This window comes from Colwellia sp. PAMC 21821, assembly GCF_002077175.1.
In the GTDB taxonomy this organism is placed as follows: Bacteria; Pseudomonadota; Gammaproteobacteria; order Enterobacterales; family Alteromonadaceae; genus Cognaticolwellia.
This window is the reverse complement of sequence record NZ_CP014943.1, coordinates 106,415-120,795: the sequence shown is the minus strand read 5'-3', so window position 1 is coordinate 120,795 and position 14,381 is coordinate 106,415. Positions and strand designations below refer to the sequence as shown.

Annotated in this window: 16 protein-coding genes; 9 read left to right on the top strand and 7 right to left on the bottom strand. The window is 37.3% G+C overall.

Annotation, left to right across the window (positions count from 1 at the left end):
- Positions 1–27 precede the first annotated feature (27 nt).
- Both A3Q33_RS00505 and A3Q33_RS00500 read right to left on the bottom strand, forming a co-directional pair.
- Positions 28–219 carry a hypothetical protein gene (locus A3Q33_RS00505; RefSeq protein ID WP_081177926.1) on the bottom strand — a complete coding sequence of 64 codons (192 nt, stop codon included), beginning with the start codon at positions 217–219 and terminating at the stop codon, positions 28–30.
- Between the two features lie 152 nt (positions 220–371).
- Positions 372–1,412, bottom strand: coding sequence for an OmpA family protein (locus A3Q33_RS00500; protein WP_081177925.1), 1,041 nt, complete (start codon positions 1,410–1,412; stop codon positions 372–374).
- Between the two features lie 342 nt (positions 1,413–1,754).
- Here A3Q33_RS00500 and A3Q33_RS00495 point away from each other — a divergent pair, with 342 nt between their 5' ends.
- Genes A3Q33_RS00495 through sigX form a run of 3 tightly spaced genes read left to right on the top strand, consistent with a single transcriptional unit; the run spans position 1,755 to position 3,368 of the window.
- Complete coding sequence (locus A3Q33_RS00495; RefSeq protein ID WP_081177924.1) at positions 1,755–2,000, top strand: hypothetical protein; 246 nt, start codon at positions 1,755–1,757, stop codon at positions 1,998–2,000.
- The gene (locus A3Q33_RS00490; RefSeq protein ID WP_081177923.1) at positions 1,990–2,814 is read left to right on the top strand and encodes a mechanosensitive ion channel family protein; all 825 of its coding nucleotides are present in this window, start codon (positions 1,990–1,992) and stop codon (positions 2,812–2,814) included. Before A3Q33_RS00495 ends, A3Q33_RS00490 begins: the two co-directional genes overlap by 11 nt.
- A gap of 11 nt (positions 2,815–2,825) precedes the next feature.
- A complete protein-coding gene (gene sigX / locus A3Q33_RS00485; RefSeq protein ID WP_081177922.1) occupies positions 2,826–3,368 on the top strand; it encodes an RNA polymerase sigma factor SigX in 543 nt (180 codons plus the stop codon).
- Positions 3,369–3,442: 74 nt separating this feature from the next.
- On the opposite strand, the gene A3Q33_RS00480 is transcribed toward sigX, so the two are convergent.
- Genes A3Q33_RS00480 through A3Q33_RS00470 form a run of 3 tightly spaced genes read right to left on the bottom strand, consistent with a single transcriptional unit; the run spans position 3,443 to position 6,802 of the window.
- Positions 3,443–3,811 carry a YdbL family probable chaperone protein gene (locus A3Q33_RS00480; protein ID WP_081177921.1) on the bottom strand — a complete coding sequence of 123 codons (369 nt, stop codon included), beginning with the start codon at positions 3,809–3,811 and terminating at the stop codon, positions 3,443–3,445.
- 9 nt (positions 3,812–3,820) lie between these two features.
- A complete protein-coding gene (locus A3Q33_RS00475; RefSeq protein ID WP_081177920.1) occupies positions 3,821–4,003 on the bottom strand; it encodes a YnbE family lipoprotein in 183 nt (60 codons plus the stop codon).
- A 9-nt stretch (positions 4,004–4,012) separates the two neighbouring features.
- A complete protein-coding gene (locus A3Q33_RS00470) occupies positions 4,013–6,802 on the bottom strand; it encodes an intermembrane phospholipid transport YdbH family protein (protein WP_081177919.1) in 2,790 nt (929 codons plus the stop codon).
- A 242-nt stretch (positions 6,803–7,044) separates the two neighbouring features.
- Between A3Q33_RS00470 and A3Q33_RS00465 the strand changes: the two genes are divergently transcribed.
- Positions 7,045–7,722 carry an alpha/beta hydrolase gene (locus tag A3Q33_RS00465; protein ID WP_081177918.1) on the top strand — a complete coding sequence of 226 codons (678 nt, stop codon included), beginning with the start codon at positions 7,045–7,047 and terminating at the stop codon, positions 7,720–7,722.
- A gap of 99 nt (positions 7,723–7,821) precedes the next feature.
- A complete protein-coding gene (locus tag A3Q33_RS20695) occupies positions 7,822–7,992 on the top strand; it encodes a hypothetical protein (RefSeq protein ID WP_172820623.1) in 171 nt (56 codons plus the stop codon).
- A gap of 198 nt (positions 7,993–8,190) precedes the next feature.
- On the opposite strand, the gene A3Q33_RS00460 is transcribed toward A3Q33_RS20695, so the two are convergent.
- Both A3Q33_RS00460 and A3Q33_RS00455 read right to left on the bottom strand, forming a co-directional pair.
- The gene (locus A3Q33_RS00460; protein ID WP_081177917.1) at positions 8,191–8,784 is read right to left on the bottom strand and encodes a DUF938 domain-containing protein; all 594 of its coding nucleotides are present in this window, start codon (positions 8,782–8,784) and stop codon (positions 8,191–8,193) included.
- Between the two features lie 66 nt (positions 8,785–8,850).
- A complete protein-coding gene (locus tag A3Q33_RS00455; RefSeq protein WP_081177916.1) occupies positions 8,851–9,978 on the bottom strand; it encodes a GNAT family N-acetyltransferase in 1,128 nt (375 codons plus the stop codon).
- A gap of 858 nt (positions 9,979–10,836) precedes the next feature.
- On the opposite strand from A3Q33_RS00455, the gene A3Q33_RS00450 reads away from it, so the two are divergent.
- From A3Q33_RS00450 to A3Q33_RS00435, 4 genes are all read left to right on the top strand, one after another.
- Positions 10,837–11,415, top strand: a complete 579-nt coding sequence (locus A3Q33_RS00450) for an SOS response-associated peptidase (RefSeq protein ID WP_081177915.1) — start codon at positions 10,837–10,839, stop codon at positions 11,413–11,415.
- A 60-nt stretch (positions 11,416–11,475) separates the two neighbouring features.
- Positions 11,476–11,832, top strand: coding sequence for a DUF2750 domain-containing protein (locus A3Q33_RS00445; RefSeq protein ID WP_081177914.1), 357 nt, complete (start codon positions 11,476–11,478; stop codon positions 11,830–11,832).
- Between the two features lie 160 nt (positions 11,833–11,992).
- Positions 11,993–12,595, top strand: coding sequence for an HvfX family Cu-binding RiPP maturation protein (locus A3Q33_RS00440; protein ID WP_081177913.1), 603 nt, complete (start codon positions 11,993–11,995; stop codon positions 12,593–12,595).
- Between the two features lie 352 nt (positions 12,596–12,947).
- The gene (locus tag A3Q33_RS00435) at positions 12,948–14,369 is read left to right on the top strand and encodes a COG3014 family protein (protein ID WP_196798024.1); all 1,422 of its coding nucleotides are present in this window, start codon (positions 12,948–12,950) and stop codon (positions 14,367–14,369) included.
- Positions 14,370–14,381: the final 12 nt, after the last annotated feature.

Sequence of the window (14,381 nt, the reverse complement as noted above, 5' to 3'; positions counted from 1 at the left end):
TACTACTCAAAGTTAATAATTATTGTTTTAGGCCGTTTTTATAATAGGTGAGCCTGTAGTCGTGGAAAATACCTTAGCTGAGGCTGCATTAGGTGTAGCTATATCTTGGGGTATTATTTTTATGTCTTGTTGTTTACGTACAGGAAATGACGACGCTTGAGTATTGGTTTTAATGTTTTTGTTAATAAAGTCTAAGGTAAACTTGTTCATTTTTCTCATCATATTCTCTTAAAATTATTAAATAAGTACCTAAACCTTTACAAGATAAAATACTTAACTTGTCGAATGGCTTAGGTACAGCTTTATATTATATTGCTAATTAAAGAACGAAGCCTAAAATGACTTCGTCCTCGCTAACAAACTAATAGTAATTACTTAGTTACTATTTTTTTCGCACTTGTTGCTATTTTAGCTACAACACGACGGTTTAATTGATTAGCCGTACGAGTAGTCTCTGTTGATAATAACTGAGACTCGCCGTAGCCTTTTGAAGTTAGGCGACTAGCTTCAATGTTGAACTTGTTGATAAGAATGCTTTTCACTGCGTCTGCACGTTTTTGTGAAAGCATTAAGTTATAGTCGTCAGCACCGGTAGCAGAACTGTGTCCTTCAATTTCAACTGATGTAGCAGTATATTCTTTCATGAAATCAGCTAAACGTCTGATGTCATCAACTAATGCCGGTTGAACAATTGAGCTGTTATTAGCAAAAGCGATGTTTAGCTTTATTTCAACTGCGTGCTCAGAATATAAAGTACAACCTTTAGAGTCTACTTTAACTGTTGCTGGTGTATTCGCACAACGGTCAATGCTGTCAGCAACACCATCGTTGTCGCTATCTAAAACTTTAGCAACTACAGGTTGTACAGCAGGAGTAGGTTTAGCAATTACAGGAGCTTGCTCAACATCGCCAAATGCATATTTAAGACCAAGCTTTACGCCTTGATCGATAAAACCATAGTCAACGTCTTTATAAATAGCGGCTTCAGTGTAAAAAGATAAACGGTCGCTAACTTGGAAGTTATAACCAGCACCAATATTTACGGCATTGTAGCTTTTTACGTTGTTGAAACGTTTAACACCAGCAAATACATATAAATCGCTATCTTCTAATTTGTAAATAGCATCGATACCAGCACGGGTGCCGTAATCTTTATCATTACCGTTGATTACGTCATAACGAGTTTTTGCAAGCTCGATGCGCACATCCCAGTAATCGTTAATAATTTTCTGTAAATCGATACCGATAGATTTTCCGGCTTCAATTTGGTTCCAATCTGTTCTTGCATCTTTATTGGTGCTCGACTTTATGTAGTCGCCAAACACGCCTAATTCCCATGTTTTATCAATGTTTTCAGCAGCTAGTGGTGAACTGATAAGGGCTGCAAGAAGAGTAATTTTAAATGCTTTCATTTGGTAATTCCTTTTTAGGTCTAAATAATTTAATAATTTCTATCTTGTATAACGAAGATAAATATAGAAAGTCACAAATTAATTTTTTTAATTAAATTATGCATCTATATTTTGACGATTATTTGCTTAAAGTGCCACATTATACGGCGCTTATTTTGATAAAGATCACTAATAATTAAAATATTTTAAATAATTTGTGACAAACCTTTTCATAACTAGCGTAAAATTCACCACAATACTGATACAGCTAAGTTTTTGTCACTAAAATAAATAAAATTATTGTGACTTTTTAGATTAAAAACCGTTGTTATTAAGAGTAGGAAATTATAGTTAGGGGAAAAAATGAATATTATAGAGCAAAGTTTAGTAGAGGAACTTGAGCGCGAAGATGAAGTTGCTTTTATTACATCAGATGAAGAGTTATTCAAACGTGCTGAAATCACCGCCAACGTGCAACAAGGCAGTAAAGATTTAATCTCGCTAGGTATGGCCTCTATTTGGGTGGTATTTGCGGGTTTGTTTGGCAATGTTTTAAAGCCAACATTTAAAAATATGGCTGATAATAGTAGGAAGAATAATGAACACTGAAAATATCACGGATAAAACCTATAACGGACTTATCGCTATATGGCATAAAGTGGTTACCTTTATGCCTGACTTAATTGTTGCGTTACTGTTTTTACTTGCTGGTTGGGTTATTTCAAGTTTAATTAAACGTCTGCTTAATAAATCGTTAATAAAAATAGGCTTTAATACATTCTTAGATAAACTTGGTTTAGACACCTTGCTAAAAAAAATGGACTTAAAAGTTCAAGGTAGCCAAATCGTCGCTAGTATTATTTCGGTTTTTATCTTTTTAATATTTTTATTGGCAGCGTTAGATATTGTTGGCCTTGATATGTTGTCAGGCTTGATTGACACAGTCGTCCTTTTCTTACCTAAGTTACTTGCTGCTTTAGCCGTATTACTTTGTGGTTTTTTTGTTGCGCAAATTGTTTATAACGCTGTGAAAATAGCGTCAAAAAATACTGGCGTCGATTATGGCCGTTCTGTGGCAGAAGTTTGTCGTGGCATTATTATCATTATTACGGCTTCACTTTCGATAACACAGCTCGATATTGACGTATGGCTGCTTAATAGTATTATTTCAGTGATTATTGCCAGTGTTGGACTTGCAGCGGCGATTTCTTTGGGTATAGGTACTAAATCGATGGCACAAGAAATTGTCGCGGGTGTCTACCTCAGAGATATGTATCAGACGGGGGATAACATTGAAGTGCAAGAAGTTAAAGGTGCACTTGTTTCAATAGGCAGTGTGGCCAGTAAAGTGATAGGTGAAAATGAGGCGATTATTACTATACCTAATACCTTTTTGTTAGCGAATAAAGTTACTAAGCAGTAGGCACTTTTCATTTGAATTCGTTTAACGAACGCCAACTCGTTGCTTTAGTGCAAGAGGGGTTACCCTACGACACGCGATTCTTTCAGCAGCTGATCACTCCATACTTGCCTAAACTAAAAGGCTATTGTGTCAAAGTGCTTGGTAATCAGTCTGATGCTGAAGAGGCCGTGCAAGAAACTATCATTAAAGCCCTGACAAATTTGAAAGGGTTTAAGTGGGTAGTTTCATTTAAGTCTTGGCTGTTTAAAATAGCGCATCATGAGTGCATTAATAAAATTAGGGAGCGTCGTTGGGATATAATGCAATACGATGATGACTACCTTGATACCCTTGAAGCTAAATTACCTGAAGAAGATGATATTGCTATGTTGATTTCAACAATGCTTGAGAGCTTATCTTTTGATGATCGTAATATTATGCTGTTGCGCTATCGTACTGGATTAGACTTTCAGGAAATTGCAGATATTTGTGAAATGAAGCTTTCAGCGGTAAAAATGAGACACAAAAGGGTACTTGAATTTTTGACTGCTCAGATAACCCCCGAACAAAAGTAACTAAGCCCGCTAAGTGTAGATTCGGTCAGCTTTTACGTCACATAAAAAAGGGGCTAATTTGCCCCTTTACGTTTTTATTGTTTTTTTACCCACTGCCCAGCAGCATTTTGTATAAAATGGCCAGATTGAGTTTTACTCAAGGCTTTTTCACCGGCTAATGCGGTAACTTGTGCCAAGGTGATTTTATTTTCACGCGCTAAGTTAAGATAAATGCTTTTACGCTTTTCGTTAACACTCGCCACTAAACTTTGCGCTTCATTACTCTCTACCACAACACCTAAGTAACCATTTTGCATTTCGCCAATTAGGCCTTGTTGTTTCGCATCGTCGAGTGAAATTGCCCATGCGGAAAATGCCATAGTGGTAGCAAATAGCGCAAAAGTAAATTTTTTGGCTATGTTTTTGGTTATGCTATTGGTCATTTTTTTTGTAAGTTTATTCATAATGTCTCCCTAAAATACGTCGCTGTCGTCACTAAATATGTCATCGAGTTGTCTGTCGACTTTTACTTTGATTTCATGATCAATTTTTAAATTTAAATTAATCGTGATAGGTTCTTTGGCGCTAACTTCTACCCTGTGTGTACAGCCACTTATTATAAAAATAGCTAACACTGTGGTTAGTATTCTATTCATACTTACTCCTTAATGTTTTTGTAAACCTTTGATAATACGTTCTTCAAATTGCTGGGTAATTGACATTGATTCAAGCAAGCCTAATAAGTCATAGCTTAAATTCAAGTTAAGATTTACATCATTATCGATGTCTGGGTTTCGCCCTTTAATCACCGTCTCTAATAACATATAGCCGTCGTCTGCCATTGAAACATCAGAGGATAATTGATGATAGTGCAAGTTCTGTAGTGCATCAAACGCTAGCTGTAGTTGTGTGCTACTGGCTTTAAGCTTTGCTACCGCGGGATTATTTATCACTTGTATTAGGCCATTACTGACATTATGTAATTCGCCTTTTTCCATGGTATATTTTTCACCATCATAACGAATAGGCAACTGCCCCGAAATATCACCTGTTATCACAATACCCTGCTTTTTGTCTAACGCCAACACTTGCTCTAAGTCTATACGAGTAAGCTGAACGTCAACTGAATGATCTTGATCTAGAGGCCATTGTATTTTCGGAATGGCAAAGCTGCCACCTAAAATATTACCTTTCAGATTTGTTGCTGAAAACGTAAAGTCTTTTTGATAACGCCAACGGGTGTTAATTGAAAATTTTGTGATTGGCGTTGGCGTATCTATCAGTGCCACCGTTAGGTTCTCCGATGAGTTTTCTGTTGCATAATCCAACGTACTAAACTCACCATCTATAAATTGAAAGTGTTGCTGCCAATTCAATTCTTGTATCCAAATATCGTCTATTTCTCCACTGAGTGATGTTACAGCGACAGATAATGCTAAGGGCGTATTCTGCATGTGCTTTAAATCAGTTACTTGGCCTTCTACACTGTAACTTAGCTTGCCTTCAACTAAATCAACTTTTTTGGGCAATTTAATGTTTAATGAGAGCAGTTCAGTGAGTTGTAGGTGCTTCGCCGTTAATGCGAAATTGGGTTTGTTTATTGCCCCAGATATAGCTAAATTTCCTAGCAGAAGATTATCGGCAGTGGCTGTGGCGTGTATTTTAATATCATCTAAATTGCCGGTAACACCAGTATTTATAACCAATGTTTTGATTTCAATAACCTTGCCTACACGTAACTTTTCGGCCTGACTATTAAGATTTAAATTCAAGATAATGCTTTGATTCTTCTCTACTTGAGCATTTTTTTGAACTTGTATAGGACTTTGTATTTCTACATTACCTTGTATTTGCGTTGAAAACTTTTTAATCGATAACAGTTTTTTATCAGCTGTTTTTTGTTTTGATAATATTGCGATAGTGTTACTAGTTAAAGCCGAATTTTCAAAAAAGCTTATGGTTGTTTTTTCGTGGTTTTGGCTTATGGAGCCTTGAAGTTTTAATGTTATAGGGGAGTGAGTAAAGTTATCCATTGCTGATAATATCAATGGACTATCAAACGTAAAGTCTAACTCAGCGAGGCCCTCGGGGATGTTTTGTGCATTTACTTTCGCTGTATTTCCTTCTAGCAGGGTGGTACTGATGTTGTTCTCGCTTTGGTGAACACTTTCAGTATTAGCGCTTTCAATCAGCGTACGCGAATGATTTTCGTCAATAGTAAGAGCGGTACTTAGATAATGGTTCAGGTCCAATGCAATATTATTTAAGTCCAGTTGATGCACTCTCTGATCGCTTTTTGCTTTTAAGATCAGAGCTGATAAAGATATTTTCTGATTGTTTAAGTTGTAAGTAAATGTGCCTTTTGGATTGAATGTTAATTGGTCAACTGGGTTGTCTGTTAGCAGCTTAATAACATCAGCAGCAATAGCATTCTTACTTAAATAGCTAATCAAATGTTGATGACTAAATTTTAGCTGTAAGGTGTTATCTTTTTGAAACTCAAGTTCAAGCTCGGTATTACGGTTAGTTACTTGGCTATTTGCAGCTAGTTGATCTGTCGTGAGATTAATTTGGTTGTGAAGATTAAGCGCCCCGGTCAACGTAAATGGACCACTGCCTTCAATACCTTTAACTGTTTCTATTGATAAGTCTTTCAATTGGCTAGTTAAAGTTAATTGGTCTGCTTGATAATTTACTAGGTTTTGAAAATCACCACTGACAGCAAGCATTTCTAAAGTGCCTAGTGTTGCTGGCGAAAAAGGGAGTTTATGAGCGAGTAAAAAGTGCTTTATTGGTTTTAACTGGCCAAAAATCTCAGCAGATAATTGATGCTCTGAAGGATTTTTAGCAGAAAATTTAGCGGTCAGAAAACTGCTATCCTGAGCGTTTTTTAATGAAAATGCTACCGTATTTTTTACAACGGAAAGTTTGCCAAAATAGTTTGCTGTTTTTGTTACATCCTTAGCCGCTATTTTATTGCTACTTTCAAATGAGAAAGGCGAATAGCGTACCTCTGCAACATTCATGTTAAAAGGTAAGTTAACTTGCGAGAGTTGCGTTAAATAGCTGTTTAGTTGCTGTGTTAGCGTTACATCGACACTATCTTGTGAGTTAGTGTTGAATGCTGTGAATAGGTCTGCGGTGCCTTTTACCGTCGCAGTGGCAATATCAATACGCTTAATTTTTTGCTTTGCCGTTAAATCAAACGTTACGGTCATATCTTCAATAATAATATCTGCTTTTGGGGTTTGCAGACACAAGCGATTAACTGCAAGTTTTAAATCTGAGGTGATGTTAAAGTCTAAACAGCTGATTTTAGCTTGATACAGCGCTAGTTGTTCTTCACTGATATTCTTTACAAGTGCAATGCGGGCAAGATAAACCCCAAAGATGGCGATTAGTATTGTACTCAGCAGTATGGCAACAGCGAGTAAGCATTTTTTTGCGAATGTCATTGGCGTGTTTTCAATCCTTCATCCATGTTCAGTGCCGATTTTTAATCCGTTTAAGGTTAGCTACGTTATTGTTGTACCATATTGTTGTACCATAGTATCAATCAAAATCGTTGATTTAAATACACCGCTAAAAATAGCAGAAGAGAAGATTATAATTTCTCCTGCATGTGCATATTTTAATTAATCGGTAGAAGCGTTATGATGTTGGCATTTTTTACAGTAACCATTATAAAGAGAGACGCATGTCTGCTGCCCCATTAGAACGAATTACTATCGAACCTTCTTCATCTGCTACAGCCTGTGTTATTTGGTTACACGGCTTAGGCGACTCTGGCGCTGGATTTTCACCCATAGTGCCAGAATTAGGTTTACCTAAAAACCATAGCGTGCGTTTTGTATTTCCTCATGCACCTGAGCAACCTGTAACGATTAACCAAGGTTATGTTATGCGTTCATGGTATGACATTAAAAGCATGGATTTGCATAATCGTGCTGATATGGATGGTGTGCTCGAATCTGAAGTTAAAGTGCGAGCATTAATTTCTGAACAAATTGCAGCCGGCATTCCTGCAAGCAATATTGTTTTAGCGGGCTTTAGCCAAGGTGGTGTTGTGGGGATGTTTACAGGTTTACGATACCCTGAAAAGCTTGCGGGTATTATGGCGTTGTCGTGTTACTTACCTAACGCTGATGCACTTCCAGCGCAACTTAGTGCGGCGAATAGCGACACTCATATTCTGCAACTTCATGGTGAGAATGACGATGTAGTACCGTTAAGTGCCGGTAAAATGGCTAATAAATTACTTAATGAGAAAAGTTATCCGGTTACATGGAAAACGTATCCTATGGCGCACAGTGTTCATCCAACTGAAATTCGAGACATTGCGGCGTGGTTGGTTGCACGTTTAAATCTTGCTTAACACAGGCTTTATTTATCAGAGGCTTTGTTTAGCACAGACCTTGTTTAGCACAGACCTTGTTTAATAAATAAAAGATAGAAAAATAGTAAAGGAAAAATAATGCCAGAAGTTAATGTTAAACTCGTTTTTGAGAAAGAAAACAAAAATAGCATCCGCTTTAAAGAAGTACCTGAACCTGGAAAAGCTGAGGCAGTGGGTAGCATATATTTACAAAAGTGGCTTGCGGGTGACGCTAAGTCAATTGAGATTTCAGTAAAAGTGCCCGATTAGTGGTTTCTAGTCAATCGACTTAACTTTCCGGACTTAAGCTTGCGGACTTAAATTCGTATATTGAGTTAACTTAAACTCAATTGTTATCTGATATAACGCGGCTTAGCTATCAATATGACAATGCGCTAGTTTTATTATTAGCGCATTTTGTTTTTCTACAGCGCGGTTTTTAGTCAATATAATACCCACGAGTAGGGCTTAACCTAGCTTACTAAATACCAGCAAACGATTATTGGCAGGCATTTCGTGATCGTGTTCCAGAGTCAACCCCGCCTTTTCAGCTAATATAATTATGGCTTCAATATCGCGAATAGCACTTTGGTTATCACGCTCTTTAAGCCAAATATCGAAACCTGCATTACTTTCACTGCTGTACTTACCTTGATAATTAAACGGTCCATAAATACATAGTTTTCCTTGTGGATTTAAATGTTCTGATACGCCACTAAAGAAGGCTTGAACTAATGGCCAGCTTACAATATGTAAGGTATTGGCGGTGTAAATGGCGTCAACTTTTTCAATTGGCCATGGGTGGTTAAGATCCAGGCTAATCGGATATAGCAAGTTCCCCGCAGGATATTCTTGCAACCATTGGCTGATGCCTTGATGATTTAAAGGCATATCACTGGTTTGCCAACTCAACCATGTTAAGTTTGGCGCAAAATATACCGCATGTTGCCCTGTGCCCGAGCCAACCTCTAAAACACTTTTACATTTGCTAAAGGCTTTGGTCAACAAGGCTAGAATAGGTAACTTATTATTTTCACAGGCTTGGGAAAAAGGTTTGTTCATGATTTATTACTCAAGTGTTTACCTAAATGAAGGCTCAAATTTTTTTTCATATTATGACTAATGTCGTTAACGATTTTCATCGTTTGAATTAAAAGGTAATAGTTGTTGGCACTGGGCTTGATAAGTGCGCATTTGTTGTTGCTCTTGTAAACAAAAGGCTTTAATAGCAGGTCTAAAACCCGCATGTTTAATCCAATGGTATGAGGTGGTTAGTTTTGGTTCAAAGCCGCGTTGTATTTTATGTTCGCCTTGCGTACCTGGATGAAATAAGCTCAATTTATTTTCAATACAAAATTCTATTCCTTGGTAATAGCACAACTCAAAATGCAAATTATTGTACGACTTTGTGCAACCCCAGTAGCGACCATATAAATGTTCGTTGTCAAAAAAGAACCAAGCACAAGCGATGTCTTCACCATTGCAGCTAGCGATGATAAGTAAAATATGTTCTGGTAACGTTTGTATTATTGATTGAAAAAATTCAAATGATAAGTGTGGTGTATGTCCGCGCTTTAAATACGTTAACTGATAAGTTAAATAGAAAAAAGCTAATTCTTCTTCGCTAATATTTTTACCGATTATGCGCCTAACATCGATGTTTTGTTGTGTTATTGACAGTCGCTCTTTGCGAGTGTTTTTTCTTTTTCTGGCGGTAAAGCGTGAGATAAAATCTTCAAAGTCTCGGTAGTTATAATTGAGCCAATGAAATTGAACGGTGTTGCGTTGATATACATCGTCTGTTTCTTGTTGTGCTGGCGAGCAATATAATAAATGCCAACTATTGAACTGCTGATGTTGGCAATGGTGAGTCAACACTTCAAAAGTGTCTGAAAGGGCAACATTATTGGTGAGCAGCTTATTGCTAGTAACTGGTGTAAATGGCGTGGTAGCGACTAATTTAGGGTAGTAAGGAATATTGTGTTGTTGGTACGCGTCGGCCCAAGCCCAATCAAAAACATATTCTCCCCATGAATGAGATTTAACGTACATGGGTAATATCGCGTTAATTTCATTGTTATCGTTATTGCGCAATTGTAAATGATGAGGCTGCCAACCTTGCTGATTAGAAACCGAGCCGCTGCTTTCTAAACACTGGAAAAATTGATAGTTTGAAAACACCGAAGGTTCACGGTTTAGCCGTTGCCAATCTTGTTCAGCAATATCTGCAATACGAGGTACAATTTCAATTTTCAATGATTATTCTGTGACTTTTATTTTTAATATCTGCAGCTTAACAGATGGTTTATTTAATGGCTATGTTCCTGCTATGTTCCTGCTATGTTACCGCTAAGTGCAGCTGTGTCAGTTAGCCCATAAGTATAAATGGCTGGACGCACTATAAACTTAGTGATTATAAGCTAGGAAAAAATTGCTTCTAAAAGGCTATTGTCAATGAGTCAATATAATAGCAACAACGCAAGGAAGCATTGCCTAAAAAGCATAGCCTAAAAATTATTCACAGGGAGAAGAACAGGAGGACTGAATGAGGGAAAACACTATGGCATGACGCAGTATTCATCATCCGTCCAAATATCCTCCTGCTTTTCTCATTCTTTCCTCCCTGTAAAAATAATAAAACTTGGCTATGTTCCTGCTATGTTACCGCTAAGTGCAGCTGTGTCAGTTAGCCCATAAGTATAAATGGCTGGACGCACTATAAACTTAGTGATTAGAAGCTAGGAAAAAATTGCTTCTAAAAGGCTATTGTCAATGAGTCAATATAATAACAACAACTCAAGGAAGCATTGCCTAAAAAGCATAGCCTAAAAATTATTCACAGGGAGAAGGGCAGGAGGACTGAATGAGGGAAGAAACTATGGCATGACGCAGTATTCATCATCCGTCCAAATATCCTCCTGCTTTTCTCATTCTTTCCTCCCTGTAAAAATAATAAAACTTGGCTATATTCCTGCTATGTTCCTGCTATGTTCCCGCTAAGTGCAACTGTGTAAGTTAGCAGTAGCTGATTGCTTAACCAGAAGTGACGATTAACTTAGTATGAGGTGATATAGTTCAACAACCGCTAACAACTTCAAGGTAAGGCTAAATAATATGTGTGGCAGGCTTAATATCAGTGACTATCCTTTATCTCAAATGGTCAGCGATACCCTAGGTATGAACTTTAACAGTCGCAGTAATACTAACTTGTGTCCGAGTGAATCGGTGTCAGCGGTTGTTCAGGTGAAAGAGCAACTGAACCAAGTTAATATGCAACGGGGCATTCAACCTTCTTGGTCGAAACGTTTGCTGATTAATGCCCAAAGTGAAACTGTTGCCACTAAGCCTACGTTTGCTCAGGCTTTCGCCGCTCATCGGTGTTTAATACCTTGTAGTGGTTGGTATGAATGGCGAAAGGAAGGCAGTAAAAAACAAAAATATTACTTTAGTCATGCGCAAGAACAGCCATTATATATGGCCGGGATCAGCTATTATAGTACTAACACTCAACCACAAGTGGTGACTTTAACCACCAAACCAAATTCTCTGTGCGAACAGTATCATCACCGTATGCCAGTGTTAATTTTACCCGAATATATCAATGCTTGGCTGCACCCGTCAAATATGGCTTCTAATTTATCGCCATTAATGTCTGCTATTCCTGAGCAATATTTACAAGTAATAACAAATTAATATCCTTAGATTTAATTCAATTGGTATAATGTAAAAAACGTCATTAAGGTATTAGAACAAATGAGCACTGAAACAACATTGAAGTCATTTTTAAATGAAGCTAAAGACACCCAAACATTTTGGGCGTTGCAAGATAAAAATAGCGAAGACTGGGTAGTACTAGATTCAATAAACTTTGAAAATACAGAAGTTATGCCACTTTGGTCAACAGAGGCATTAGCTCAAAAGCATTGTGTTGAAGAATGGGCTGACTATATACCCGCTGCTATTACGGTTGCAGACTGGATGGAATTTTGGGTTGAAGACTTACTCGAAGACGGCGTTATTATCGGCCTAAATTGGCAGGAAGATGAAGCATGCTTTGAGTTAGAACTAGCAGAATTTACTCAAGCATTAGCGGCAGTTGAAACCTTATAATAAGAGACGTTAGCGATAAAAAAGCAGTTTTATTTATAGCTAAATGACTTATTAAACGGCCTTTATGTGCATTTTATCGACAAATTTTGAAATTGCTCAGTAACTTATCGGGTCAAATAAAATAGTTCCCCATAAACAACTAAAGCAAATAGGAATAAACATGGTAAAGGCACTATTGAACAAAGGTTACCGCATATTAAATTCAACGAGAAAGTTGGATTTTCTTGCCCCGTTACTATTGCGTTTGTATTTAGTGCCTATTTTTTGGATGGCAGGCACGACTAAAATAGACGGCTTTGACAACATAGTGCAATGGTTTGGTAATGACGATTGGGGCTTAGGATTACCGTTTCCGTATATTCTTGCTATTTTAGCCGTTGGTGCTGAGGTTATTGGTGCCATTGCATTATTGTTAGGTTTTGGCGTGCGTTTAATGGCTGTTCCTTTGATGGTTACCATGTTTATCGCTATGACCTCTGTTCATGGACAATATGGTTGGCAAGCGATTGCAGATGCTAATGCCCCCTTTGCTAATGAACGAGTAGAGGCGTCCGTTGAGAAAAAAGAAATAATTATTTCTATTTTACAAGAGCACGGAAACTATGAATGGCTGACCAGTAGCGGTAATATTACTATTTTAAATAATGGTATTGAATTCGCCGCGACCTATTTTATTATGCTGTTGGCACTATTTTTTATCGGTGGCGGGCGTTATGTCAGCTTGGATTACTGGTTTAAACGCAAGCTTATTTCTGCGACTTAGCGCATATAGCCGCATACTAAAAAATAGATATAGCATGAACACTGGATAATATTCATTCATTGTCAGTGTTGAACATTACTAGCAACAATAGCGTTTATTGGCAACCTACTCATAAACGCTATAACACTTATAAATAACAACGTGCTGGTGTATCAAAAGATATTTGAAATCATTAATTTACTGTTCATCTTCAAATATAGTTTCTTACATTCTTTCAACAAAGTAACTATTGCTACTCGTCTTAAATAAGCTTACTTTTACCTATAGTTAAAAAAGCTAAGTATTTTGCATTCATTTATTACACAAATATAACTAAGCGCAGTAAAAAATTTTATGGAAATACATTAATTTAATGTTTAAGTACCTTTCTAAGCGTGTTGTTGTAATCGCTGTTATCTCGGTTTTATCGGGTTGCGCAACCTTTGGGCTTACTGACCTCTTTCAAGGTTACAATAGTCAAATGAAACCGGTAAAGGCGGCAGTACGCCAAGGTAATTTCGTTGCGGCGCAAAACCTATTAGGTGAGCGTGACCAAAGCAATAATACTTATGTATTAAGTTTACTTGAAAGAGGGCGCTTACAGTTTTTAGCCGCTGACTTTCCAGCCAGTCAAAAAACCTTTGCTCAAGCCTATGTTCAAGTTGAAGAACAACGTAACAAGGCAAAAATACAAATTAGCAAAGGTATCGAAAAATTAGGCGCAGTGGTCAGTAATGATAACGCGACGTCTTATGAAGTACCTTATTATGAACAAAGCATGCTGCATAGTTATCAAGCGTTAAATTATTTATTTCAATATGACTTATCTGGTGCGCTAGTTGAGATACGTCGGGCTAACTTAGTTCAAGAGACCGCACTTAAAGTTTATAAAAATGAAATTTATAAAGCACAAAGTGAGCTTAATAACTCGGGCATGAGCACCGATAGTTTACAAGGTGGCTACCCGAGTATGGATAGTGCCATTGGCAAGGTGAAAAATGGTTTTCAAAATGCATTTACTTTCTACCTATCAGGTATTTTATATGAGGCTAGTGGCGAATTAAATGATGCCTATATTGACTATAAACGTGCAATAGAAATATACCCAGAAAATAACTACTTACAGCAAGATGTTTTGCGCTTAGCAACCAAATTAGCTATGCAAGACGACTTAGTCAGCTTTGAACAACGCTTTGGAAAGTATCAAACGCGAGACTCAAAAGGACAAGGGCAAGTGGTTGTGCTTGTTGAGCGTGATATGGTTAATAGTAAACAAGATGTTGGCTTAAACCTGCCGGTAGGTCGAAGTAATTATGGCCTAAAATTCTTTAGTTTTTCTTTACCTGTTTATGACGGAACTTTACCACTGCACAATAAACTTACCTTTAACAGCGCAGGTGACACTTATCAATCGCATGAAATTGTGCGTATTCAATCACTAGCGGCGAAAGATTTAAAAGATCAACTACCGTCACTACTCACCAGACAAGTCGTGCGAGTTGTTGCTAAAGAACAAATGCGGCAAAAACTTAGCCGAGAAGCCGGTGATGTTGGTAATATTTTAGCCAGTATTTATAATATTGCTTCTGAAAAGGCCGATACCCGCAGTTGGTCTACGTTACCTGATCAAGTTGATATAGTGCGTATGAGTGTACCGGTAGGTAAGCAAATATTGCAAGTACAGGTCAATGGACAACAAAAAAATATTGAAGTGAATATACAGCCCAATAGAATTACCTTAATTAATTTGTCAGTTATCGGTAGCTATACTAGTTATCAAACGATCAATTTATAGTTAATTTTAAAT